Consider the following 22,965-nt stretch of genomic DNA (forward strand, 5'->3'; position numbering starts at 1 on the left):
ATTTCTTTGAAATCACCAAACATAATGACCACACAAAAAGTGGACAGTGTAACTATTGTAATAGCAAAAGAATACCAATTCCATAGCCATGTCCTAACAACAGTAACAGCTAGTCCCGACGGGGACATTTCCCTCATAAAGTACAGTACGCATGGTATGACGATCTCCGTCTACCCCATTCAGAAACAAACAAAGATCACTCTCTCCAGCAAAGTCCTTGGACGGGACTACCTAAGCATGATCTCCAAGGAGAGTATTGGAAAGGTGCAGCAAACGCTTTCCATGTACACCGACATAAGCATGGACGAGTTGCTTGAAAGCGTAGTGTGCAAGGTGGACCCAAGCACCGATATACGGATCAAGAACAAGGAAGCGGCCATCTCGGCGCTTTACGCCCTTTCCGCTATGCAAACTAAATACAAGAGAAGCGCCAAGCTTTACAAGTCAGGAGGGCTTCCTTCCTCTTTCGGACTTAAAAGGGACAACAACGATCCTGAGAACGTGGATTATCTATCAATATACAAGAAGCTAGCCGAACTCTTTAATAAAAGCAAGAAGGGTAACAGGGACTTCTTAGAGACCCTCAGCGTACAGGAGAGGGAGAGACTAAAGGAGGAAGGGAAGGACATCGTGCGTTTCGAGACGAAACTCTCCAGTAGGCGCATGGTTAGAAAGCATTTCTGCCTCCCTGACAAGCATGTACCAAGGCTTAAGGACATACTATACTCAGAGGTTAATGTGAACGGGAACATGGTGGAAAACATCTATGGTCAGGCACTCAGGTTAGAAACCAAGTCTCCAGACTTAAAGAGCATTACGGACCTAGGTTATTACCACGCCCTATACAAAAATGACTTTTGCGTGGAGAGATCGTTCCATTACCTTCAACAGGCGGCAAGTGTAACCAACAAAGCTAGAACCATGAAAAGGCTAACATCCATACTTGCAGCGACGGAGAAGGAAAGGCACATGGGCCTTAAGCAAACCTACCATGAAGTTCTATCCCTACTAAGATTAGAAAGTTGAAATAAAATTCTCATAAATGAGAAAAAATGTCTTTTTTTTGCTATATTTGTCTAATTAAAGGGTTCAAATATGAGAGAAGACGACATGATGCTGGAGATTTACCAGCTGTTGAACAACCCATCGCCCCTCAGCCTGCATCGCATCCTCGAGGACAGGCGGGACGCGATGGGCCTCAACAACTTTCAGATGGCGAAGATTTTGGGGGTGGATAAATCCACTCTAAACAGGCAGATGGAGAAGTTGGGTAACGGCAACGTGAACAGCGTGGATTTTTTCTTGATCCTCAAGCTCTGCCAATTCTTAGGTATCAGAATTGAAGATGCGTCCAAGTTATTTGTCGCCTCTCTACCTCCTGACAACATCAAAGAGCTTGAGATGGCTCGTAAGGCCAACTACATCATGAGTAACTTCGATGTAAAAGGCTTGAAGGATCAGGGCTTCATTGATACAGCCACCGATTTCGAAAGGATCGAGGAAAGGATACTCAAATTTTTTGGTCTCAGCTCTATTTTCCACTATGGAACAGAGGTTGGGGCCGTTGCATTCAGCAGGACGAAAAGCACCTCCCACGACAAGATGCGAGAGTTCTGGGTACGGTCTGCCATTTTCCAATTCGAGAAAATAGATAACCCCAACGAATATAACCCTGACACCCTGCTCTCCCTGATCCCTAAGATGGCTCCCTACACCCGCTATGTAGAGAAGGGGTTCCACCATGTGATTCAGGCCCTATACAACATAGGGGTCACCGTCATCGTGCAGAGCTATCTTGCCAAGACTCAGGTGAGGGGCGGAACTTTTGTGGTAAAGGGGAAACCCTGCATTGTAATTACCGATTTCAATAAGTCCTACCCCCATCTTTGGTTTGCACTCATGCACGAGCTGTACCATGTCTACTATGACTTTGAACAGCTCAAGTCTTTGAAGTACCACCTGACAGGTGAGGCCCAGAGTGACCTGTACCTGTTCAGGGAGGATTACGCGGACATGTTCGGCTGGGAGATGCTTTTCCCTAAGGAAAAGCGCAAATACATCAAGCACATGATCAAGTCTGAGGCTTACGTCCACGCTTATGCCAAGGAGAACATGGTGCACCATGGGATTATCTACGCCAGCTATTGTGAGGAAAGGTTGAGCGAGGACAGTAAGAACGAGTTCGGCTTCTACCGACCCATGTTCGGCAGTTCGGAGAAAGCCCTGCAGTACGTGAAGTGCCAGCCATGGAACAAGGACTCTCTTCTGGAGGAGATCGAAAAAATCAAGAAATCATTCGTCGTTCAATAACCACTTAACATGGAGAAAAACACCAAAAAGTCTGGGGAACTTTCAGAGGAGGAATTTCTGGCAGACATGAAGAAGTTGTCTGATAGGGCAAAGGAAGTCACAGGGGTTCAGACAGGACTCTTCGACGGGGCTGATCTGGGCGAGGAGGACTTGGATACCTCCTTCGACATAGCCAACCTGAATGACACCGCAGACCCAGACGCCTCTCATAAGCTTTACTATACCATGATGGCAGTATTGAGGAGGCACCTCCCTAGCGGTAAAGAGAACGAAAAACTGCGGAGGTATATCTATGACGAGAAGTCGTTGTTTCTGAACAGGGGAAAGGCGAAGGATGAGAAGGGTGTGAGGGGCAGCGATGAGCGCATGGCCTATTTGGGCAACTTCCTCAACGTGGCGTTGAATACCGTGCAACGTTGGGTGGAGCAGGGGGCGGTACCGTACGATCTGTACATGGCTTTTAATACTCTCAACAGGGAGAGGGGCTACCATTCGACGGAAAATCAAAAAGAAGGCAGCACAGAGGTAGAAGCAAATTTTGAATAGCTCCAAACAGCAAGTTTCTAAACAGGGTGACATCCATTGAAGGATTGTTGCCCTTTTTAGTTCTAACGGTTTTTTGCAAGCCACGAAAAAGTAGACGGCCCTCGCGGTAGTTCCTGACACCCGTCTGAGGGAAATCCATGTCTAATTACTCTCATTAGGAGCAAGCCGTGCAGACCCTTAAAGCAGCTTCTTGACGCGTTGTACGGTAGAGACGCTAACCCCTGTCAGGGTTGCTGTTTCGCGTATGGTGTAATCGGCTTTTATGTACTTCACCACAGCCTTGTATTCCTTCAGCATGGCTTCCTTCCCCTTAGTGCTATCCTTGGGTCTTCCAACGTGTATGCCCTTGCGTTTTGCCTCCGCCATACCAGACTTCACTCGCGTGATGAGCGTGTCCCTCTCCATTCTCCCGATGTCAGTAAGAAGGGTGAACAGAAACTGGGCCATGGAGTTGAGGGAGCCATCGGGGTTTAAGGTTTCGATGTTATAGCTCTTAACAACCACGCTGACCTTGTGCTTGTGCAGTTCCTCAAGGGTGGCCAGTACCTGTGAGGTGTTCCTGCCCAGACGGGTAACCTCATGAACCAAGACCTTGTTGATCTTACCCGTTTGCGCAAGTTTTATAAGTCTTAGGATTGCTTGGCGTTCCTCATTGCGTTTGGCACCCGAAACCGTTTCCACGATCGTCTCAACAACCTTCAGGCCCATGGACTCTGCATACTCCGAAAGCTCGGTGAGTTGTCTGTCGTGTTGTTGGTCTTGTGTTGAAACTCGTACAAGGAGGGCTGCTTTTCTCATGGGTAAGGAGTTTTGCTTTGTTTAAACAAATATAATATAAACATCCTATATATAGCAAGAAACCTATACCTTATTTGAACACAAGGTGACCCTTTTAAAAAGTACCTCTATTCTCCATCAATGGGGTTTATTGCCACAACCCTTTTTTGCATACAAGAGCCAATTATTTTGCTAACCGAAGTATTCTGATAGCACCCCTAATTACGATCACGAAGACAATTGCCCCGATAACCAAGTCAGGAATGGCGGAACCTGTAAAAAGCACCAGTAGGCCCGCGAAGATCACGCCTCCGTTAATGATGATGTCGTTGGAGGTGAAGATCATGGTGGCTTGCATATGCGCCTCCTTGCTCTTGCTTTTCTGGAGTAGATACAGGCAAACCGCATTGGCTACCAAGGCTAGAACCGAAACAACGATCATGGTGCGGAAATCTGGGGTAGGCTCATCCCCGATGACCCTACGAACAACTTCTACGAAACCGACTATCGCCAACGTGAGTTGAAAGTAACCGCTCAGCCTTGCCACGCTCTTTTTCCTTGATACGGTACTGCCTACAGCGAACAAGCTTAGGCCGTACACCAACGCATCGGCCAGCATATCAAGGGAGTCGGCAATTAGCCCCATGGAAGAGGAGATGATCCCCGCGGTCATCTCAACGACGAAAAATCCGAAATTGATCATCAACACTGTCCATAGGAGTTTTCTCTGGCCCTGTGCGTCCTCCTCGAACAGTTCCTGCCCGTAAGTCTCGGTGGAAAGGAGCGATGACCCCAAGCCGAGTTCGCCGATGGAGGAGGAGATGGTATCCAGTTCGCCGTCGTGGATTACAGTGAGTTGGCGGTTCTGGAGGTCGAACTCCAAGGCTTTCACCGACCCCACGCTGTCGAGTTTCATGCGTACGAGGCTCTCTTCCGCCGCGCAGTCCATGTGCTGTATTTTGAAAGTTGATTTGTCCATAAGAGGTAGATGGGAGATTTGTTGCCGCGGTCTCACCGAGGTAATTTCGAGGTGACATGGCGGGTCACCGCGGCGTTATTCCAGAAAGTGTCTATAGCAGGTTGAGCTTGATGCCGCCGTTGATGATCCTGCCATCCGTGGGCGCGTAAATCTCATTGAACACTGGATCGGTGATGGAGCCTGAGTAGATGCTGCCGAAGCGGGTCTGGCGCGTATCGAAAAGATTTTCAAAATTGATGAACAGGGAGAGTTTTTCGAACATCTTCTCCACCATCAGCCCGTTGACCCAATAGGCTTGGCCTCGGCCCCCGTCTGACAATTGCTGCGGGCTGAAGTAGTACGCCTCCAATCCGATCCTAAAGTTGTCCTCCTTCTCCAGCATGAGCACCGTGTTGACCCTGTGTTTGGGCGTGAGAGGCATGTCTACCAGAGACCCACCGAAGTGTTGCTTGGCGTTGGTATAGGTATACCCAAGGAAGAGCTTGGCAATTCCGTAGCCGAACTTCATGTTCGTCTCCACGCCCTTAGTATCGATATGGCCGTCGGCGTTCCTGAACTCATACAGGTTGTCGGGCCGCAGCATCAGGATCAAGGGGTTGTTCAGGTAGGTGTAGAAGAACATATGGTTTACGCTGAAGGTAAACTCTTCGGTGATATTTGTAGCGAAGTTTAAATCCGCATTACCGCCTATGGATGTCTCCGCCTGCGTCTGACCGATGTTCAGCGGTAGGATGTTGCGGAAGGTGACTCTCTCCGCCTCTTCGGTGAAGATGGTAGGCGTTTTGTAGCCCATGCCGCCGCCGATACGGGAGGAAAGCTTGTCAGTGATCTTGAACAGGGCAGAGACGCGCGGCAGCACGAATAACCCCTTGGATTTATTTGCAGGAGAAGGGGTTACGTAGTCAGTCCTCAGGCCAGTCTCCACGGAGAACCACTCAACGGGTGTGAAGGTGTTCTGGGCGAATGCCCCCATCGTCGTGAATTCGAAATCCCTGGCACCTGTGGTGCCAGCGGTCTCCTCGCGGAACCGATCCGTCCACAGGTTGGCACCCAAGGCCCACTCGTGTTTTTCGCCGCGGAGACTATAGGAGACCTCCGTGAAGCTGGATACCTGATTGCCTTGGAACCTGAAGGTCGGTATAGTGATCTCCCTGTCGAAGAGGCTCACGCTGTTCTTCACCGTAAGCATACCCTTATCCGTCAGCCTGTGCTCGGCGTTGAAGAGGGTGGAGTAGCGGCGGGTATCGTTCCGCTCGAAATAAAAGCCTTTTTCCGTCTCGCCGTCAATATACCGCATGTCGCCGCCCAGACGGTCTTCCACGGTGGCGTTCAGGCCCAGTGAAATCCGAGTGCGGTCGGTTGGATAGAGGTACAGCATTGGATTAAGTGTATACCGCTCCAGTTCAGGGATCGCCGAAAAACCGATGTCCGCTGGGTCGTACGCCTTGGTTGTGTTACGCGCTGCGAACACCGTCACGCCCAGCTTTCCGAACCTTTTTCCGTAGTATGCACTTAGGTCAAGCCCTTTTGCGCTGGTAACGTTCCCCATGAAGCTGAGTTCCCCAGCCTCCGTGGGTTTCTTGGTGATTAGGTTGATAAGCCCTGCGATTGCCCCGCCGCCGTACAGGGTAGAGGACGACCCCTTGATTACCTCCACCTGATACAAGTTAAGTGGAGGAATCTGCATGATGCTGAGGCCGCTGGCGAAGCCCGAGTAGAGCGGGAAGCCGTCTTGCAAAAGCTGCGTGTAACGGCCCTCCAGACCTTGTATCCTGATGCCCGCATTGGCACTCGTGGCGGAGGTCTGCTGGGTCTGGATACCCGTACTTTCAGTCAGAAGCATGCGAATATCACTAGGCTTCATGTTGGCTTTCTCGCCCAACTCTTCCCCTGTAATGGCCTCTATGCGGGTCGGTGCGTCCTCAATGGTGCGGCTGCTTCGGGTGGAGGTAACCACGACCTCTTCCAACTTTTCGCCGCTGCGATTTAGCAGAACAGAAATAGGCCCAGAAGATGTAAGAGGAAACGTTAGGGTGTCTCGTCTGTCCTCAAAACCTATGTAGCTGAATTTGATGATTTGTGGGCCGTCTGGGATGCCTGTAAGCTCAAGTTGGCCATTTGCATCAGAACTGGCCCCAATGGTTGTTCCTTCTAGTAGGGCAGTGGCCCCGATCAGTGGTGCCTTGGTCTCGCTGTCCATAATGACAGCCTTCAATAGGTGTTGGCCATGCGCCAACGGGCCACTCACCAACATGAGCAGCACGAGTATATATTTCATGGAAAATAAGTTAATGCAGATTACTGTATAGGAGTGACAAGGGTACACACCGTTATGGTGTGACGGAGTGAAGGTCACATCAGAAGCATTAACCTATTTTGGAGGCTGCCAGATTGAATGGAAAAACTGGGGAAACATGCTCTGCTTGTAGAAGGCAGAGTATTCGTGAAATTGTGGAATTAGTAAGTGATCCCCGAAAATTAGATCGGGCAGTGTGAAGCCCGTGCAAACTGAACAACTAAAGAAGGGGGAGCAAAGGCCCATTTCCTCCTTTGAGTTATCCGTTTGCTGGGTTTTGGCAATCTCCTTGGCGCAGTTATCGGTTGCGCAGCACGGGGACACCGACAGCGTTATAACCAATAATACCAATATGATCGAAAAGAGCCTCACAATGCAAATATACTGAACTACTGCAAAATGGTTAACACGACCCAACTGAATTAGGTTAAACCGTGTTTCCCAACCTTTTTGCTTCAAGTTCTTCAAGTTCTTGAAACCTTCTTATTTTTCTTAATTTCTCAGTTAAGTGGTTTTCTTTTTTCTTCAGATACTTTTCAATTTCACGATCTGAAGAAGTGCCAATAATTTCCTTTATTTCTTTGATGTCATAGCCCATGTCATAAGCGTAGGAGACAAAACCACGGCGGTTGCAGTGGCTGGAGTACTCGTCCCAAAAATATACTTCTGTCGGGTAGCCCTTTTTTAGCTTGAATCTCTTTATCGGGACCGTATCTTGCCGTAGATCATGTTCTTTGCAGAATTCCTTAAGTATACCTTTTATCGATCTGTTGTACTCAGTATCAGAAAAGAGCCGAAGGTTAAAATTGTACTTATTAAGAATTTCCAGAATTCTATCGTCTATTAGGAGCGGAACTTTGAAGTGGTTGTTGGTTTTTATTGTGGTGCCCTTTAGGAATTCCCCATCTATTCTCATGTCTTGGACTTGAAGAACATCTGAAATCCTAAATCCTGTTAGAAATGAAAACACCGTAAAGTCTATGTACTTTTGGATATCTATAGCGTCCTTATGTGCTCTTTTTAGGGTGGGTTTCCAATTCCAAAGCAAATCGATCTCCTCAATTGTGAAGCATACAATCGTTTTCTTTTCTTCCAGAATTTTAAAATCCTTATATCTTCTATCTACGGCCTTGTTTTGGTCGGTGTCGCACCACCTTAGAAAAGTCTTCAGCTTTTTGACATGGGCACCAAACGTGTTGTTGAATAGGTCGTATGTCTCGGGATTCATTAAGAACGCGGCGTATGCGTCATAGAAATCACCGTTTAGGTTTTGGAGATCGAATGTTAATTCCGCGCTCTTAGCATGTTTGCTTTTTGTAAACTCAATAAGTGTGTTAGCCCAACTACGCCACTGCCTCTCCACCCCAGAGAACTTATCCCCGTTGTTTTTCTGCGTAACCTCCAACGGGACCCCCGTTCTCTTCCTGATATACTTGTATAGCATTTCGAGCATGAGGGGCGCAGAAGGAGTGGTGACCTCGTCTGGGGTTTCACGCCCTAGTTTGAATAAGGCTCTGTCAAGCTCTCTTTTTTTCTTTGCAAGCAATGCTTCAAGCTCCTCAATTTCTAAAGGCCTTGTGGACGCAATTCGCTCAAACATGGGTTTGTTTGCTTCGTCTCTTTCCTTATGCCATTTGTCCCCCGCTTGGCAGTAATCCCAATACTCCTTCACTAAAGCAACGGTTGGTTCCTCTCCCTTTTCCATAAGACTGTTGCTTCTGAATTCGATAGTCCTTATTGCTTCGTTGATCTTGTCATTGATTTCTGCGCTACCCTTAACTTTGGGATTCAGCTTTTTTTTCTTGCTATCCCAGTGCTTCATCTGGATTTTGATTCCCAACGAGAAGTAGTGTTTATAGTCATACCTGTAGAGAATATTTAGGTACCCGACTGTTTTATCTTTGTTCTCTCGAGGGTGTGCCTCAATCATAGGTTTTTTCATAGTTCCAACGGGCCGTAATTGCTTGAAGCTAAGGTACGGAAATTATCCATGATGTGTCCCAATATGTGTCCCATAATTAAAAAAATATCCCTTATTCAGCTCTGTATGGGGGTTTTTTGCTTTGGTTCGAATCCAAACGGGATCACCATCATGAATTGCAAAAAGCCTCTTAGATAACTCTAAGAGGCTTTTTTGTTGTAGCTTACGCCAAATATTTGGCGTAAGCTACTGATGATTTGGCGTAAATAAATTTAAATGAATCTTTAGATTCTATAGAAAATTACTCTGCTATTCTCGATCTGAAGTACATTTCTGTTTCCTTATCAGTAAAATAAACATAGCACCCTTTCATGCCCCTCGACATAAGGGTTCTATATGTGTTTTTGATTATGGCTCTAAGTAGTTCCTTCGTCTCCTCTGGCTTCTCCTTCAATCGCTTTTTGTAACCATGCACGGACTTGTCCATGCTAGATCTTTTTGCTGGGTCAACCAGTACGTCGCCATTACGGTAAATAAGATCAGAACCTATTATTACCCCGACATAATCGACTTCAAGCCCTTGGCAGGTGTGGATACAGCCAACCTCGCTGACAGACTCAGGTTTGACTATCCACAGCATACCGTCGCTTCCTAAATTCCACCTCATTGCAAAACCAAATTCAGGCATGACAATGTCCATCTCTTGCGGGTACTTCTTGCTGGTCCAGTCCCAGCAGTAGCCTGCAACTAACCGTGCTTTGTTCGCCTCCCTGTTTCTCTCGTAAATGGCATCCCTGAGGGCGTTAGGGTCGCTAAAAATTCTGAAATCATACCCGTCACTGTTGTCAAGGATGGTGTTTGCGGTTTCTCGTACCTGTAGCACGTCGTCCAGCCAAGCGAGGTATCCATCTGATCCTCCGCACCTGAACTGGGAGGTCAGTTCGTATTTATGTACGGTGGCCCCATGATGTAATGCCCACTTTTCAATTTCCTCCTCCTCTCCGATATCGCTCAAGGTAACCTTCTGGTTCTCATCGATGAAGAACACTGAGAACTTGGAGGCTCCGATAATTTCCTTTATTTGGTTTTCCCCCATGTTCTGGAACATGCCTGACTTCAGGTTCAGACGGTGGGCTTCATCAACTATTAGGGCATCGTACACGTTAGGGCGGGTGCTGGTGAAGGCACCTGAGCCTGAGAAGAAATTTGAGATCTCAGTCCTTTTTAGAGTACCCGTCAACTTGGTTTCATAGACAGTCCTTGGGGCTGAGTTCTTGGTGACGTATTGGGCCAACAGTCCTTTTTTAGTCAATGCCACTAACAGGTTTATGGCGACAACTGACTTACCCGTGCCAGGTCCGCCATGAACCACCATAACGTTTTTGTCGGTCACCGTTGACTTCTGGGCGAGAGCGAGGGCATTCTCGAAAACGATCTTCTGGGCGTCCACCATGATAAATTCCTGATTGCCTTTGATCATGGAAGCCATGCTATCCGCCAACCCCTTAGAGGGCTTTATTTTGCCATTCTCGATTCTTAGTATGAGGTTGTTCCTATCCCCGTGCTTTATGAAGCCGCTTATGAATTCCCTAAGCTTGATTTTGTCATCCTTGCAGAAAACTGGAGCCTTGGTGATGTAATCCTTATAAAAGCTGTTGGTGATCAACCCGTCATCGACGTAGTTGTGCAGGTACGCGCACGGCTTCAGTTGTATGTCCTCCTCGTAAACAGTTTCATTGAACCCGTACAACAGAGCGGAATAGGACCAAGCCTGATAGCTAGGGTGCAACTCCTCGCTCATCCCATGCTGGAAACGGGTACGCACCATGGCGTCCTTCCCCGTTAGCTCGATCTTGGACCACTGCTTAAGCTCCACTAGTACTGCATGCTCCTTGCCTTCCCCATTCTGGCCAGAGACGATAAAGTCGATTCTATTACTGGTACGGGGTATGTTGTATTCGATGGCCACGCCTGCATCTGGAGGTATGGAATCCGTCCTCAAGACGTTGGCCATGTACAGCAAAGAATTCTTCCAAGAAAGGTACTCGCTATCCCCGACCTTTCGGTTCAGCTTTTCCTGCACAGACTTGTGGATGATGTCCTCTATTATGAAATCATCGATGTCAGTCAGAAACTCACCTTTTGATTTATTGTATACGATCATAGTCGGTGTATTTCGTGGCGTTTCCCTTAGATTTATCTATTGGGTATTTGGCGGCGTTCTGGTCGATTTTATCCATGATGATTTGCCGCACGTCCAACCCGTGTTTTTCGGCCAGCAGAAGGCAATAGGATAGGATGTCGGCCAGTTCTTCTTTTAGTCGGTCCACGCTCACTTCCTCGTTTCCTTTCCAGAGGAAAAGCTCCAGCAGTTCTGACGCCTCGATGCTTACCGCTACAGCCAAGTCCTTGGAATTGTGGAACTGCCGCCAATCACGCGCGTCCCTGAACTTCAGCAAAGCCTCCGTTATCTCTTTTATCTCGCTCATGGTCAATCTTTTTTCTCAAACTGCTTAGCCACCGCGTATTCTTTGTCGAACGGGAGCTGTAGGTCATGTAAGAACTCTTTGTCTGCGATCGCCCAACTTACGTAGTAATAAGCCAACAGATGGTAGCCTGTGAAAACCTTGTTCGGGATATTCATCAGCCTGTAATCCTGTTTTTCTGGGGATATTCCACTCATGCCTTTCATGGCGATCTCCGTGCCGATTACCCGCACCTGTTTGGTTGACATTCCCTTGAAGAATTGCAGGGCCTCGACCATGAACATAACCACCGCCATATTCAAACCTTTGTCCCTGTGCTGCTCTTGGAAAATCCTCATCTGCCTCTCCTCATAGGAATCAGGCTCGCCTGAAGTAATGCCGTTTTCTTCGATCTCGGCGATCAGGTCCTCTGGGGTTCTTTCTTTTCTGTGCTCGGATTCTTGCACCAACTCGAAATAATCTGACAGCCCAAGGTCGTCTGCCCAGTTCTGGACCAACTCATACTCCTCCGCTGGCTCCCTGTCCAAGCGGTACTCCCCGAACTCCTCCATGAAGGTCTGGGCCAGCTTGATTTCTTTGGGGGTGGCCTTGAAGTCGGGAATGTAGTCTACGCCGTAAAGGTCTTTCAGCAGCATGGCATGCACTAGGTTATATACCTTGGAGGCGAAGAGAACCGCCCTTGGGGCGTTGGAGACGATCGCTTTGTCGGTGGTGGCTGTAATACCCTCCTGCACCAACCTCATGAGGGAAATGAACTGGTAGGGCCTCAAGGCGTCATAGGTGCTGTGGAGGTAATCCTCTATGAAAAGGTCGATCGGGGTATTGTATGCCTGAAGGTTAATACCGTTGAAAATGGCGGAAACAAATTTTGAGATGGATTCCTCAGGCACACCGTTTTTTCTGAGCCTTTTCATGTCTTCACCCAAGGCGGACTCGAATGCTTTCCTGTGGCTTTGGTTGTAGGTGAAAAGCTGGTTGCTCTGTGTCTGCCTCGCCTCATCGACTAATGAAAGGTGCATCAGTTCGTGCATAACCAAGTGCTCCACGGCAGGGTAGGAGGTCTTGTAGCGGATGATATGCTTGTCCCTGTTGTAATTCTCTGCGAACTCCATTTTGGCGGCAGTATCAATAGAATCATCTGCGATAGTCTCGATCGTAGTTCCCGTACGCCTCTCCAACCTTTGGGTGAATCTTTCCATGAGCACTTTACCTTTGCCTTCTCCGACCAGCTTTTGGGCCAGTACGCGGGAAAAGCTGACGCTCTCAGTGTAGAGCCTGTCCCTGTTTGCGTTTTTCTTGATTGACTCTATGGCGTAGTGGAACGCAGTTGAAAGATTTCCCATGCTCTCCTCCACAATGGCCAAGGCTTGGTAGGTGTTTGGATAGTCTGGATTTATTTCCTTCGCTTGGAGGAAATAGCGCAGTGCCTCCTCCTTCCTACCCACCTGCATCATGATGGCCCCGATGTTGTTTAAGGTGATATTATCGTCAGGGTTAGCCTTAGCTGCCTCGTCGTAATAGCGCAGGGCGGTTTCCACGTCGTTGTGATGACGGGCGAAGATATTTCCCATCATGAGGAGTGCCCATCCGTTTTTCCTGTCCCACTTGAGCGCGTCAATAAGGGAGTTCACCGCCTCTTCCTGATCGCCAAGCTCAGAGTATATTTGTCCTAGTACCCTGTGGTATTCAGAGACATGCGGGGCCTTCTGAATCAGTGGCAGGAGTTTATTTTTGGCCTGTTCGAACCTGCCTTTCTCGCTCAAGTTTAAAACTTCTTGGAATGTCTTTTGCTGTCCTTCAATTAAATCGGCATCGATCTCGACCTCTATGAATCCGTTTCTCACCGTTACTTTAGGTTTATATGGGCCGACGGTATAGAACTCAGACATGATGCCGATTAGATCTTCCACCTTGCTCCCAGATTTTTGGTCCACAGAGAAAAGGTCATAGGTAAATTCGTCTAATGAGTGGAGTATAAGCATTCTTGTTAAGTCAATTGTTGAAATTGGCTGGTACCCGACTAGAGGGTTAGACAGTAAAATTAAAGTTTATTTTTTGGTTTGTGTGTGAAATTTGGTGTATAGTAACAATCCTAAATCTCATTACTAAATAATGTAACACCTGTACAAGTAATGTTGTACAAGGTTATAAATTTTACTGCCTCCGTACCGTGGAAGCACCCAAGATCATTTCAAGAACAAATGATATTTCTTGCTTAATGAAACTGAAGACTATGGGGAATAGGATACATTATTACTTTATTTTATTCAGCATAGTCATATTCGGCTGTAAGGAAACGGAAGTCACACCACAGAAGTCTGCTGACCTTCCGCTTAGCGAGCACCTTACTTTAGGAAACCCCAGTGGGGCGACAGACAACATCACGGACATCAATAATTATTTGTTGCTAAAGCCGCAGTACGCGCTATCCTATAGCAGAGACAGGGGTATTCCGAACTGGGTGAGCTGGCACGTAAGTCCTGACTGGCTAGGCAGCGCAGATCGTCAAGATGACTTCAGAGCTGATATGAGTTTGCCAAGTGGGTGGTATAAGGTAAGTGCCACTAGCTATACTGGGTCTGGGTTCGATCGTGGCCACAACCTACCAAGCGCAGACAGGACGAAGACAGTCGAGGATAACTCCTCCACTTTCCTGATGACGAACATGATTCCACAGGCACCCAACCATAACCGCCAGACTTGGGCCAGTCTGGAGGACTACACCCGTGATCTGGTTAGAGTAGGAATGGAGGCATATGTGATTATGGGATCCTATGGTGTTGGGGGCACTGGCTCAAATGGACCGACGAATACGATTGACAATGGTAGGGTGACGGTACCGAGGAACATATGGAAGGTTGTGGTGGTACTGCCTCAGGGCGAAAATGACATCACTCGGATCAACGAGTCCACGCGTGTAATTGCCGTCAACACCCCGAATATCAATACCGTTAACACAGATTGGGGAGGGTACAGGACAACGGTTGACGAAATCGAGCAGGCCACGGGTTACGATCTGCTTTCGGCACTACCTGAGCAGTTGCAGAGGGTTTTAGAGGCAAAGGTAGATAATGGTCCTACCCGCTAAGCATTTTTTTATAGTGATTGAAAATATAGAAAGTTATATGGATACTCCCAATGCTGACAAAGAACAAATAATGGTAAAACTTGAAGAACTTACTAAGGATCTGTATTTTATTAGTGAAAGCGACTATCCTTTAGAACCTATCACCGTCGCTGTCGATAAATCAGGTGACCTTTCATATGAGGAGTTGCGTAGCATTGCTGGACAGGCTGCCGACGCTAGTGTGGAGGTTGTGGAGTTGACCTATTTCCTGCGCAACATGGTTAAGGTACCACCAGAAACGGATCCTAAGCAAAGAGAGACGGCCTTTCGGTTTCAGACGCTACAGGACTTCATGCTCAAGAGCCTATCAGATGTGAAGGTGTACAGAATTGGAAAGGTAGAGATCATTGCCTTGGCTTTGGGTATAGCTCCAAGCAGTGAATGTATTGGTTTTAAGACAAAGGTTATCGAAACATAAATAATCGATTAGATCTACACGTAGTGTCTAAGGCATTCTTCATGAATATCTTTTATTTTTTGTTTAAGGAGTTCAGGTCTTTCTACTATTACACCATTTCCAAATCTAAGAATTGTAGAGACTAATTCGTAGTTCAGGACTACGTTAAGCCTGATCCTGAACTCATTATCATCATCGATGAGCGTCTCCTGAGAGCTGTGCAGGTGCTGAGTCGTACTTCAACTCGAACAAAGCACCGCCGATGAAGACGCTCAGATATTTGAGACACCCTCATCGGTGGTGTACTTGCTAATCAAAAGGAGCATACAGCTAATAGGCAAACAGGGATAGTTCATTCATGCCGCCTGTTTTATCGCCTCCACATTCACTTTTCTCAAATATTCGTCGTCAAGACTAGGTCTAAGACTGTGCTCTTTCTGGAAATATTTGATTATAGTATCCCTTACCAGATCAACGTCGCTTTCTAGCGCAATGATAGAATCATGTACCGTAGTTAGGAATACTGAAGTGCGCATCAGGCTTTTCACTACTTTCTGAATCATCAAGTCTGCCTCTGCCTTCTGCATCATATGGGATAGTCTTTTATAATTACCCTTCTTAAAGTGGCTGATGCATCTGTACACGGACGGGAATCTCTCCCTGAAATATTCGGAGTGTATGCTCTTGTTTGAGGTGTAGTTCTTGCAGTAGAACAGGGTCGAGAAGAGGAGTTGCTTAAACTCTTTCCTGCTGCCTTTGTAGCCCATCTCATCCATAAGCATGTCATATAGCTTACCAGTAGAGCAAAGCATTATGTACTCTCTCGCGTCCAACGGCAACTGGTGCTGGTAATAGTCCTGCAACAGAGAACAAAAGATAAAGGGCTGGGAATTGCGGATGTCCACGTTTACCAGCGGTGTGTCAGGATAGTTGCGGTGGTATAGGAACTGTCTCAGATCCCTGCTCAGGTTAGTGACGAAGGAGTAAACCCGCCCAGATATTTTATCCACATCCCAGCTATAGTTGCGGTTCACGATGTTCTGGATGGAGTAGAAGTCGGCATTATATTTATCGATCATGATGCCCTTGAGAGTCACAGGGTCATTGAGAAAGGTGCGCTCATAATCATCCTCATTCTTGATTGTATAGACCATTTTGTCTGGCATCTGCCCTATAGCCTGCGTATACCGCTCATACAGGTTGTCCGAGGGCAGGGAATCGATCAGTCCAATGGTGGAAGCGTATTTGGCGTCTATATAGGTCATGGCATCGATATCGCGGATAAGGATGTTCTTCAGTTGGGAGAGGATGTAGTAAGCTGGCTTATTGCCTTTCTCCACCTGTTTCCTGTGGATTTTTTTGGCAAAATCCTCTTTCAGTATCATGATCTCAATCGCCTTGGACTGGAATGGTGAGGCGATGCCGTAGCCCTTGCTTACCGCGTTTTCGCTGTCATCGGCGGAGGTGATGTAATGGTTGTCTGTGACGATAACCCCCCAAGCCAGCAGGTCGTCCAGTACCTGTTTGTAAATATTGTTAATTACCTTCTTGAGCGTACCAGCATGGAGCGGAACCAACCCGTTAACTTTCTGGGTGGTGAAGATCTTCTGCTCAATTATCTTGGAGAGCACGTACGCGTATTTGTCTTGGTGGTCGTCACGGTACCTTTCGCTGCGATGGGCTAGGATCAGCTCTGGAAGGTTTACTTTGGATGGTATGTAGAGTCGTTTCTCTCTGTCTTTTGTCTTCATTTTTTGGTTTTCCTTTACACTATCTATCAGGGCTGAAGCCCTTCGTCGACTGTTGTATCATGGAAATCCAAAAAGTTTTAAACCATAACCATATTTATTTTTCTGGAATACTGATCACCCTCCTCCGCTGCCGCTCGGGAGGGTGAAAGAGTAATGGATGTAGCTTACCATGCAGTAGATCTTTATGTGTATAAAGGATTTATTTCAAAAAGGCCAAAATCATTATAACATCTATACCATTCATTTATCATTTGTTCTTCTCTCTTATGATTCACAGGTATGAAGATAATTTATATGAAAAAGTGGCAATACTCACTGGAATCGCTGATTTTGAACAACATCAGAGATGCAAGAATTTTCACAAGATTTCACATTTATAAAGCCGAGCGGGAGCGAGGTTACAGTTACCTCCAAGCGGAGCGGCAGGTAGCTTTCCAAAGAGGATAATAAAACCATAGAGATCTTATTGTTCGATTTCGGTGCCAGTAGTGATAATGTAGGTATATCATTATGTGGCATAATTTTCAGGCAGGAGACTTGATTCTGTTCTCAGGTGCGGTTACGGAAAGGGTCGCGGTACTGAGTTGCAAAGGATTTGTGGAGTACCGAAAGAAGCTGGTGCGGTTGATATATACATAAAAGAATATCATATATGTCACCACAAACCTTAAAGCAACGCACTATAGACCGCATCGTGGAAGACCATTTCAAGAGGACTAATCAGACAGATCGTTTTGCGCCGCTCCGCAAGGTCATCATCAAAAGGGCACTGGAGGAGGGCAGCATACCAAATGGCTGGGCTGTTAACAACAACTGGGTGAGCAGGGAGACACACTCCATCCTGTCACAGATGATCGACAGACACACGAGGTAACCTAGTAAATACTGCATTTGTCTGTTATCCCTGATGGCACCAATATGGGAAACTTCTTTCATATAGCACAGAAACATTACATGTCACGCAGACTCTCATGAATTTGTGCAATGATATTGACGGTATCGCATATCACTTTACATGAACAATTGATGACCGTGTCACGTAACATAAATAATGGCATAGAATTGATAATTGAATACAAAATACATGTTATGCTTGTATTTTTCATTATTATCCCTACCTTTGTCTTGAAGATATGATTCTATGAAAAAGCTCAGACTCAAGCATGTCGCCACATCACTCAACATAAGCGTTTCCACGATTGTTGAGTTCTTTGTCTCCAAAGGTATTGAGGTAGAGAATAAACCCACCAGCCTCATAACCACGGAGCAGTTTGACATGCTGGCCGATGAGCTTGCATTGGCGGCAAACCGAGCAGCCCAAAAAGTAAGACAGCAGGTAGAGCCAGTCACTGGAATAAAGGTTATAGGTAACATTAAATTCAAGGGGAGACAAAAGCCCCTGAATTGTGAATTAAACCTTGATTCTCTTATTCAGGCACTGCGATTGGCTTATGAAGGCTTACGTACTCCAAAAATAACTCCGCAGGATCTTTTCAGTTCCGATATCCTTACCTCTGACTTTGCTGAGTCAGTGAAGTGCTTTAAGCCGAAATCAGGTATAGCCCAGAGCACCATAATTTCCCTTATACAAAACCTCCCAAGTAAAAAAAGTGCTTTTGCTTATCCCAGCCTTGAAGGCTACAAAGAATTGTATAAATGGAAATCTGACTCTTCAAAAAGTGTATATAAGGATCTGTTTTTCAGTGAAGAGCATGTACAGCGTCTTACCGCAGAAATAGTCAAGGCGGAATGCTACGGGTTTGGTTCGGTGAAGCGATATATCAAAGCCTTAGCTTTGGGTAAGAGATGTGTCGACCATAGCGACAAACGACCCGACCTTGATAATAGACAGAGGATCCAGAGAATAATAACACCCCAACTTTTCCATGTCTTCTCGGGTGAAGAGGATGAAAGTAGAGCAGCAATCAACTCAAATGGCTTCTCTATTTTCAACTACAGACAACATAGAGAGGCTTGTTCAAACTTTACTGGTTTTAAAACAAGACTCCAACATGGAAGACAAAAAGATATTTATAGACAGGGTCAGATCATGCAACCTGTCGGAAGAGGATAAGGAGGTACTTATCCGCCTGATCGAAGGCGAAGATTTCGATTACGGCAAGTTAGTTGAAAAAATCATAAGGTTGCTCTCAATAGGCAAGGACGTAACAAAGCTGTTCGGCTTGGACGACCTGTGAAGGCAAAACTAAAACCCAGAATATGAATTTAGGCACCGCGGTAAAGATTCTCAGAAAGCAGAGAGGGCATTCACAGAAAGAGTTCGCTGAGAAATGCGGCATTTCTGTGAATGCACTCTGCCAGATCGAGACGAACGCCTCCTTCCCCCAGAAGTCCACCATCAAAAGGATCTGTGAGGAGTTGGGGATCCCCACCTCCTATCTGCTGTTTTTCTCTATAGACGAGGATGATGTGCCTGTGGAGAAACGGGAGATCTTCAATGCCCTAGGCGGGCCACTGAAGCAACTACTGCTTGGTGCCGAGAAGGAATAACGCAACGGAACGCACCAGTATAAGTAGGGGATGTCATAGTGCCATTTCCAAGGCTCTTCAATGGCATACTAGCTTGCTTAAATGGTCACCCTGTTTTAAAAATTAAAAATTCTCCTGTTGTGCTGGCAGACGTATCGAGTTCTTATTTTTCCGATTCCGCCACATGCAGTACAGCCTCCATTTAATTCCCCCTTTCCTGCGCAGACACACAGGCTGTACTTCAGTATGTAGAGACGATGCTCCCTTTCGTCTGCCGCTGCCATTGCGATCGTCTCCCATTTCAGGTTCACCCGCTTGAACTCATCACTCTGCGTAACTACCACGCATGTGCCGCAGTGGTCGAAGCTGAAAGTGTAGCGGAAGATCGCAGGCAGGAATTCTGTGCCATTTCCATCAACACGGCACATGCCGAACAGCTCTGTCTCTGTATCATATGTCTGGTATACTTCCGTTCCACCTCTGGCATGGAGAACCTGCTTGTCTAAAATCATTACCATATCCTCTATTTGTTTTCCTTATATATTACTGATATCAAAGCTTCCAGATTGATCAATCTGTAGAACCGCGGTAGAAATTTTCCATTGTTGGATACTGATATATAGTATAAATACAAATACCACATGAGGAATGAATTCAAATCAATTAAGGCGTACAAAAGGACGTGGTGCAAGTTGGATTATGTCAGAGATTTTATGCGTTGCATGGGCTACCGCCTTACTAAGAGTGAATGCTTGGACTTGGGCATCAACCTTATATTGAAAGGCTGCAAGTCACACCTTGAGAAAATAAAGAAGGAAGATGACGTTAAATAACAGCCCTAAAATTCAACTTTTCACGAACAGCAGCGGCGACGCGACTTTCAATGTCACAATAGTAGTAAAAACAGGATACAGAGGGTCTTATGACTATGTAGCCAACGTCGAGGAGATCAAGATGCTGACCCAAAAGGTGATAGATTCGCTCCAAGAGCCAGTCTCAGGCAACCCTATATCCTTTGACGTTCTTGGGAAGGCCACGGTGCCAGGGAGCCAAAAGATCTATATCTGCACCTATGTCGTCACCATCATGTTGGCGGAACCTTCCCGTAAAAAAGGTGGTAACCCTTTCTATGATTTCATAGAACCCAGTCAAGCAATGTCGGAGAAGAGTCACATCTGCCGTTACAACGACTTTCCGCCCGCGCGCCACCGTTACCAATTGGACGGTAAAGTCGCTATGCTAAACGAAGACGCGCAGGACTTGTATATAAATCGGTATTCAGTGCATGTTCAATTCTTGAGTAATAATATGGAGGAGCATCCGATCGCCTTTGCCACCGACCTTGACAATTTGCGGAACATGATAAACCTATACATTTTTCCAGACCTCAATCCATGTGACCGCACCTTCTATGCACGAGTTGACATGGGTGGTAACTTGATGACCTATGCGAAAGTGACGATGGCTTATAGGGGTGAAGAGGTTTATCCTGCTCCCGTGGCACAGATTGAGCCAACTACGGCAGATCAGCGGAAAATTGAATTCAGGGATATGATAGATGATCTATCCCGCAGGGGTGTTTTTCAAAACCTTTGATCTCAATCGGTACAGCCAGCGTGTAACCAGTGAGAAATACTGGTTACACGCTGGCTGCATTTGGCATCCCAAGCTTCTTCACCTTTGTAATGGTGTTACGGTGCAGACCCAATATCTTCTCAATTTCGCTCGCCTTGTACCCTTTCTTCAAGTAATCGAGAGCCTTCTTGTTTTTCTCTTTGCTCAAGAACTTCAGCGTGTCTTCACTACTGTTAAGCTTTCGGCCTTTATAGATACCCTTGAGTTTTGCGAGGTGTATCCCTTCCATCTGGCGTTCCTTCGACTGGGTACGCTCCATTTCCGCTACTATCCCTAATACAGAGATAATCAACTGAGCAATAGGATTCTCTTTACCGTTTCCGTCCAGTGTCACAAGCCCTTGATTCACGAAGTGTATTGCAATGCCGCGCTCGGAGAAATAGTGGATGGTGTTGAGGATGTCGCGGAGGTTCCTGCCGAGACGGTCAATCGTCCACACATGTAGACTTCCTATTATATTGTTGTCAACAAACTTTTGTATCTCCTTACCACCCTCACGATCGAAGAAGGGCACCGCACCACTTACTTTGTCTTCTATTACCAAGTCATAATCCTTCTCGTTTACCCGTTGGCGGTCTGTCTTCTGATCAATGCTTGAAGTTCTACAATAAAGGCAAGTCTTGTGCATATTTTTAAGATGGTTATCCTGTTACTTTAAATTTGTGCATAATATTTAATGAATCCAAAGTTTTCGCCCACTTTTCCTCTTGTTTGAATGCACACGGAAGAGTATACCTTTAAATCAAGCTTTCTTTATCTGACAGTTGCTAAGCTTTCGATTTCTACAACTGAATACAACGGTGATACGGAATCAAAAGAACCTGAATAACGGATACGGTTTGAGCTGGACTCTTCGGCTTTCATTTTAATGAGCTTCGCCTTGAATTCTTCAACCGTATCAAAGCCAAAAACACCCTTCACCTTCTCGAAATGCCTTTTTGACACCAACTTATAGAAGATCTCAGATTTGCCAGAAGAATCATAGATGTAGGTCATAGGGAACCAATAAACATCTTTGAGTTCTGCGACATAGTGGCAAAGCAAGTCGGCTTGGACTAGTTGGCTCTTGGAAACAGTCTCTGGTAGCCTTTTTATCATCAAGTCTGCCATTGGACTGAAGAAGTTCTGGGAGAATGTATCTTTATAATACTTATCAATCACGTCAACATGGTAATTGAACGCGTCAAAGCTCTTAGCGTCATTTCTGTAGTTCCTGCTGTCTTTTGTGAAATATCCCGAGTGAAGGGCATTCTCCACGAGCCAGTAACACTCGTTCTTCATGGCCACTGCGACGGTGTACAGAAATAGCTCGCGGATGAAAAGCCTAAAGTTGTCAAACTCGTGGTTCGTCCAACTGCCCCTTCCGTCGCCAGGGGCAGTTAATAAAGTAAGGTTCTCAAAAAACCTCACCATCACGTCAAAATCGAATTCTACCCCAAGCTTGGTCAATTTGTCGACAAAGGTAATATAGTCATCCCGCAGGGGCGTGTATTGGTTGACGCTGTCGCAAATTGCTTTTCCTACTCCAATGTGATCGTGGGTCTCAAACGTTATGCCGAACGCCTTCAGGTTAATGTAGAACTCGTCTAGGAATTCTCTGATCATTGAGTTGAGGCGGTTGGGGTGCCTGTCGTAATGGCTGTCGAAGCTCCTCAGAAGGAAGGACGTCTTGAAGTTCATCGGTGTCTCCTCGAAGAGATACTTCGGCGCGGCACCCACCTTTGGCTTACTGTACAATGGGCGGTCGTAGATGTTCCTGATCAGGGATTCGTAGTTCTTCTCGAATTGATCATTGTTAGACATATCTATGTATACCCTTCCTTCCAAAAACGTTGGCAGGAAGGCGTTGCCTAGATTATCCCGCTCGACTACGATCGGGATAAATTTCTCTTGTGAGGTATCCTTATAGATCTTAGGGCTTATTATCTGTGTCTCGGTACCGACCCCTCCACTTCTAGCGTCTGCCTTCTCAGAGTATTTCTTGTCAAGTATGATTAATACTTTATGGATGCCCTCCGATTTAACCATCGACTCCATGAAATCATAGAGGTCATGTCCTTCCTTCAAATCCCACTTATCAATCACGACCTCAATACCGTCAGCCATTAGTCTCTCCGCCAGGGCCAATACCCATTGCTCATGCGCTGGCGTCGTCCAACTGTAGGAGATAAATACTTTTCTGTTCATCTGTAATGGAGCCTCCATACTTAAATGCTTGTGGATCCCAATATACTATATGATCACATGACT

General features: G+C 46.4%; 20 protein-coding genes. 8 read left to right on the plus strand and 12 right to left on the minus strand.

What is annotated here, in order from left to right; all coding sequences use genetic code 11:
• Positions 1-24: 24 nt before the first annotated feature.
• The 3 genes from EFA69_RS14520 (at position 25) to EFA69_RS14530 (ending at position 2,856) form a co-directional block, all read left to right on the plus strand.
• Positions 25-1,026: a phage/plasmid replication domain-containing protein gene (locus EFA69_RS14520; RefSeq protein WP_123133822.1), complete on the plus strand. Its 1,002-nt coding sequence runs from the start codon at positions 25-27 to the stop codon at positions 1,024-1,026.
• A gap of 69 nt (positions 1,027-1,095) precedes the next feature.
• Positions 1,096-2,310, plus strand: a complete 1,215-nt coding sequence (locus EFA69_RS14525; protein WP_245964593.1) for an XRE family transcriptional regulator — start codon at positions 1,096-1,098, stop codon at positions 2,308-2,310.
• Between the two features lie 9 nt (positions 2,311-2,319).
• On the plus strand, positions 2,320-2,856 hold the full coding sequence (locus tag EFA69_RS14530) for a hypothetical protein (protein ID WP_123133823.1): 537 nt from the start codon (positions 2,320-2,322) through the stop codon (positions 2,854-2,856).
• A 177-nt stretch (positions 2,857-3,033) separates the two neighbouring features.
• Here the strand turns inward: EFA69_RS14530 and EFA69_RS14535 are convergent, their stop codons facing one another.
• The 7 genes from EFA69_RS14535 to EFA69_RS14570 form a co-directional block, all read right to left on the minus strand.
• Positions 3,034-3,654 (minus strand): recombinase family protein, encoded by a 621-nt coding sequence (locus EFA69_RS14535; RefSeq protein ID WP_123133824.1) that lies wholly within the window; start codon positions 3,652-3,654, stop codon positions 3,034-3,036.
• 163 nt (positions 3,655-3,817) lie between these two features.
• Positions 3,818-4,612, minus strand: coding sequence for a cation transporter (locus EFA69_RS14540; RefSeq protein WP_123133825.1), 795 nt, complete (start codon positions 4,610-4,612; stop codon positions 3,818-3,820).
• A gap of 91 nt (positions 4,613-4,703) precedes the next feature.
• Positions 4,704-6,890, minus strand: coding sequence for a TonB-dependent receptor (locus EFA69_RS14545; RefSeq protein ID WP_123133826.1), 2,187 nt, complete (start codon positions 6,888-6,890; stop codon positions 4,704-4,706).
• A gap of 445 nt (positions 6,891-7,335) precedes the next feature.
• On the minus strand, positions 7,336-8,838 hold the full coding sequence (locus tag EFA69_RS14555; protein WP_123133828.1) for a site-specific integrase: 1,503 nt from the start codon (positions 8,836-8,838) through the stop codon (positions 7,336-7,338).
• Between the two features lie 292 nt (positions 8,839-9,130).
• On the minus strand, positions 9,131-10,993 hold the full coding sequence (locus tag EFA69_RS14560) for a DUF2075 domain-containing protein (RefSeq protein ID WP_123133829.1): 1,863 nt from the start codon (positions 10,991-10,993) through the stop codon (positions 9,131-9,133).
• Positions 10,977-11,318 carry a nucleotide pyrophosphohydrolase gene (locus EFA69_RS14565; protein ID WP_123133830.1) on the minus strand — a complete coding sequence of 114 codons (342 nt, stop codon included), beginning with the start codon at positions 11,316-11,318 and terminating at the stop codon, positions 10,977-10,979. Before EFA69_RS14565 ends, EFA69_RS14560 begins: the two co-directional genes overlap by 17 nt.
• A 2-nt stretch (positions 11,319-11,320) precedes the next feature.
• A complete protein-coding gene (locus tag EFA69_RS14570; protein WP_123133831.1) occupies positions 11,321-13,297 on the minus strand; it encodes a tetratricopeptide repeat protein in 1,977 nt (658 codons plus the stop codon).
• Between the two features lie 188 nt (positions 13,298-13,485).
• Here EFA69_RS14570 and EFA69_RS14575 point away from each other — a divergent pair, with 188 nt between their 5' ends.
• On the plus strand, positions 13,486-14,403 hold the full coding sequence (locus tag EFA69_RS14575) for a DNA/RNA non-specific endonuclease (protein WP_245964594.1): 918 nt from the start codon (positions 13,486-13,488) through the stop codon (positions 14,401-14,403).
• A gap of 13 nt (positions 14,404-14,416) precedes the next feature.
• Entirely contained in the window at positions 14,417-14,860 is a 444-nt protein-coding gene (locus EFA69_RS14580; protein WP_221175752.1) for a nuclease A inhibitor family protein, read from the plus strand.
• 14 nt (positions 14,861-14,874) lie between these two features.
• Here the strand turns inward: EFA69_RS14580 and EFA69_RS20725 are convergent, their stop codons facing one another.
• A complete protein-coding gene (locus EFA69_RS20725; protein WP_123134856.1) occupies positions 14,875-15,063 on the minus strand; it encodes a WCX domain-containing protein in 189 nt (62 codons plus the stop codon).
• Positions 15,064-15,195: 132 nt separating this feature from the next.
• A complete protein-coding gene (locus EFA69_RS14590; protein WP_123133833.1) occupies positions 15,196-16,590 on the minus strand; it encodes a hypothetical protein in 1,395 nt (464 codons plus the stop codon).
• 1,141 nt (positions 16,591-17,731) lie between these two features.
• On the opposite strand from EFA69_RS14590, the gene EFA69_RS14600 reads away from it, so the two are divergent.
• Together EFA69_RS14600 and EFA69_RS14605 are read left to right on the plus strand one after the other, a co-directional pair.
• The gene (locus tag EFA69_RS14600) at positions 17,732-18,664 is read left to right on the plus strand and encodes a translation initiation factor IF-2 N-terminal domain-containing protein (protein ID WP_123133835.1); all 933 of its coding nucleotides are present in this window, start codon (positions 17,732-17,734) and stop codon (positions 18,662-18,664) included.
• 146 nt (positions 18,665-18,810) lie between these two features.
• Entirely contained in the window at positions 18,811-19,101 is a 291-nt protein-coding gene (locus tag EFA69_RS14605) for a helix-turn-helix domain-containing protein (RefSeq protein WP_123133836.1), read from the plus strand.
• 95 nt (positions 19,102-19,196) lie between these two features.
• Here EFA69_RS14605 and EFA69_RS14610 read toward each other — a convergent pair whose 3' ends face one another.
• Positions 19,197-19,598 carry a hypothetical protein gene (locus EFA69_RS14610; protein ID WP_123133837.1) on the minus strand — a complete coding sequence of 134 codons (402 nt, stop codon included), beginning with the start codon at positions 19,596-19,598 and terminating at the stop codon, positions 19,197-19,199.
• A gap of 301 nt (positions 19,599-19,899) precedes the next feature.
• Here EFA69_RS14610 and EFA69_RS14620 point away from each other — a divergent pair, with 301 nt between their 5' ends.
• Positions 19,900-20,676, plus strand: a complete 777-nt coding sequence (locus EFA69_RS14620; RefSeq protein WP_123133839.1) for a hypothetical protein — start codon at positions 19,900-19,902, stop codon at positions 20,674-20,676.
• A gap of 43 nt (positions 20,677-20,719) precedes the next feature.
• On the opposite strand, the gene EFA69_RS14625 is transcribed toward EFA69_RS14620, so the two are convergent.
• On the minus strand, positions 20,720-21,343 hold the full coding sequence (locus EFA69_RS14625; RefSeq protein WP_123133840.1) for a recombinase family protein: 624 nt from the start codon (positions 21,341-21,343) through the stop codon (positions 20,720-20,722).
• Positions 21,344-21,468: 125 nt separating this feature from the next.
• Complete coding sequence (locus EFA69_RS14630; RefSeq protein WP_123133841.1) at positions 21,469-22,920, minus strand: toll/interleukin-1 receptor domain-containing protein; 1,452 nt, start codon at positions 22,918-22,920, stop codon at positions 21,469-21,471.
• Between the last annotated feature and the right edge of the window lie 45 nt (positions 22,921-22,965).

This window comes from Rufibacter immobilis (assembly GCF_003721565.1).
GTDB classification, from domain to species: Bacteria; Bacteroidota; Bacteroidia; order Cytophagales; family Hymenobacteraceae; genus Nibribacter; species Nibribacter immobilis.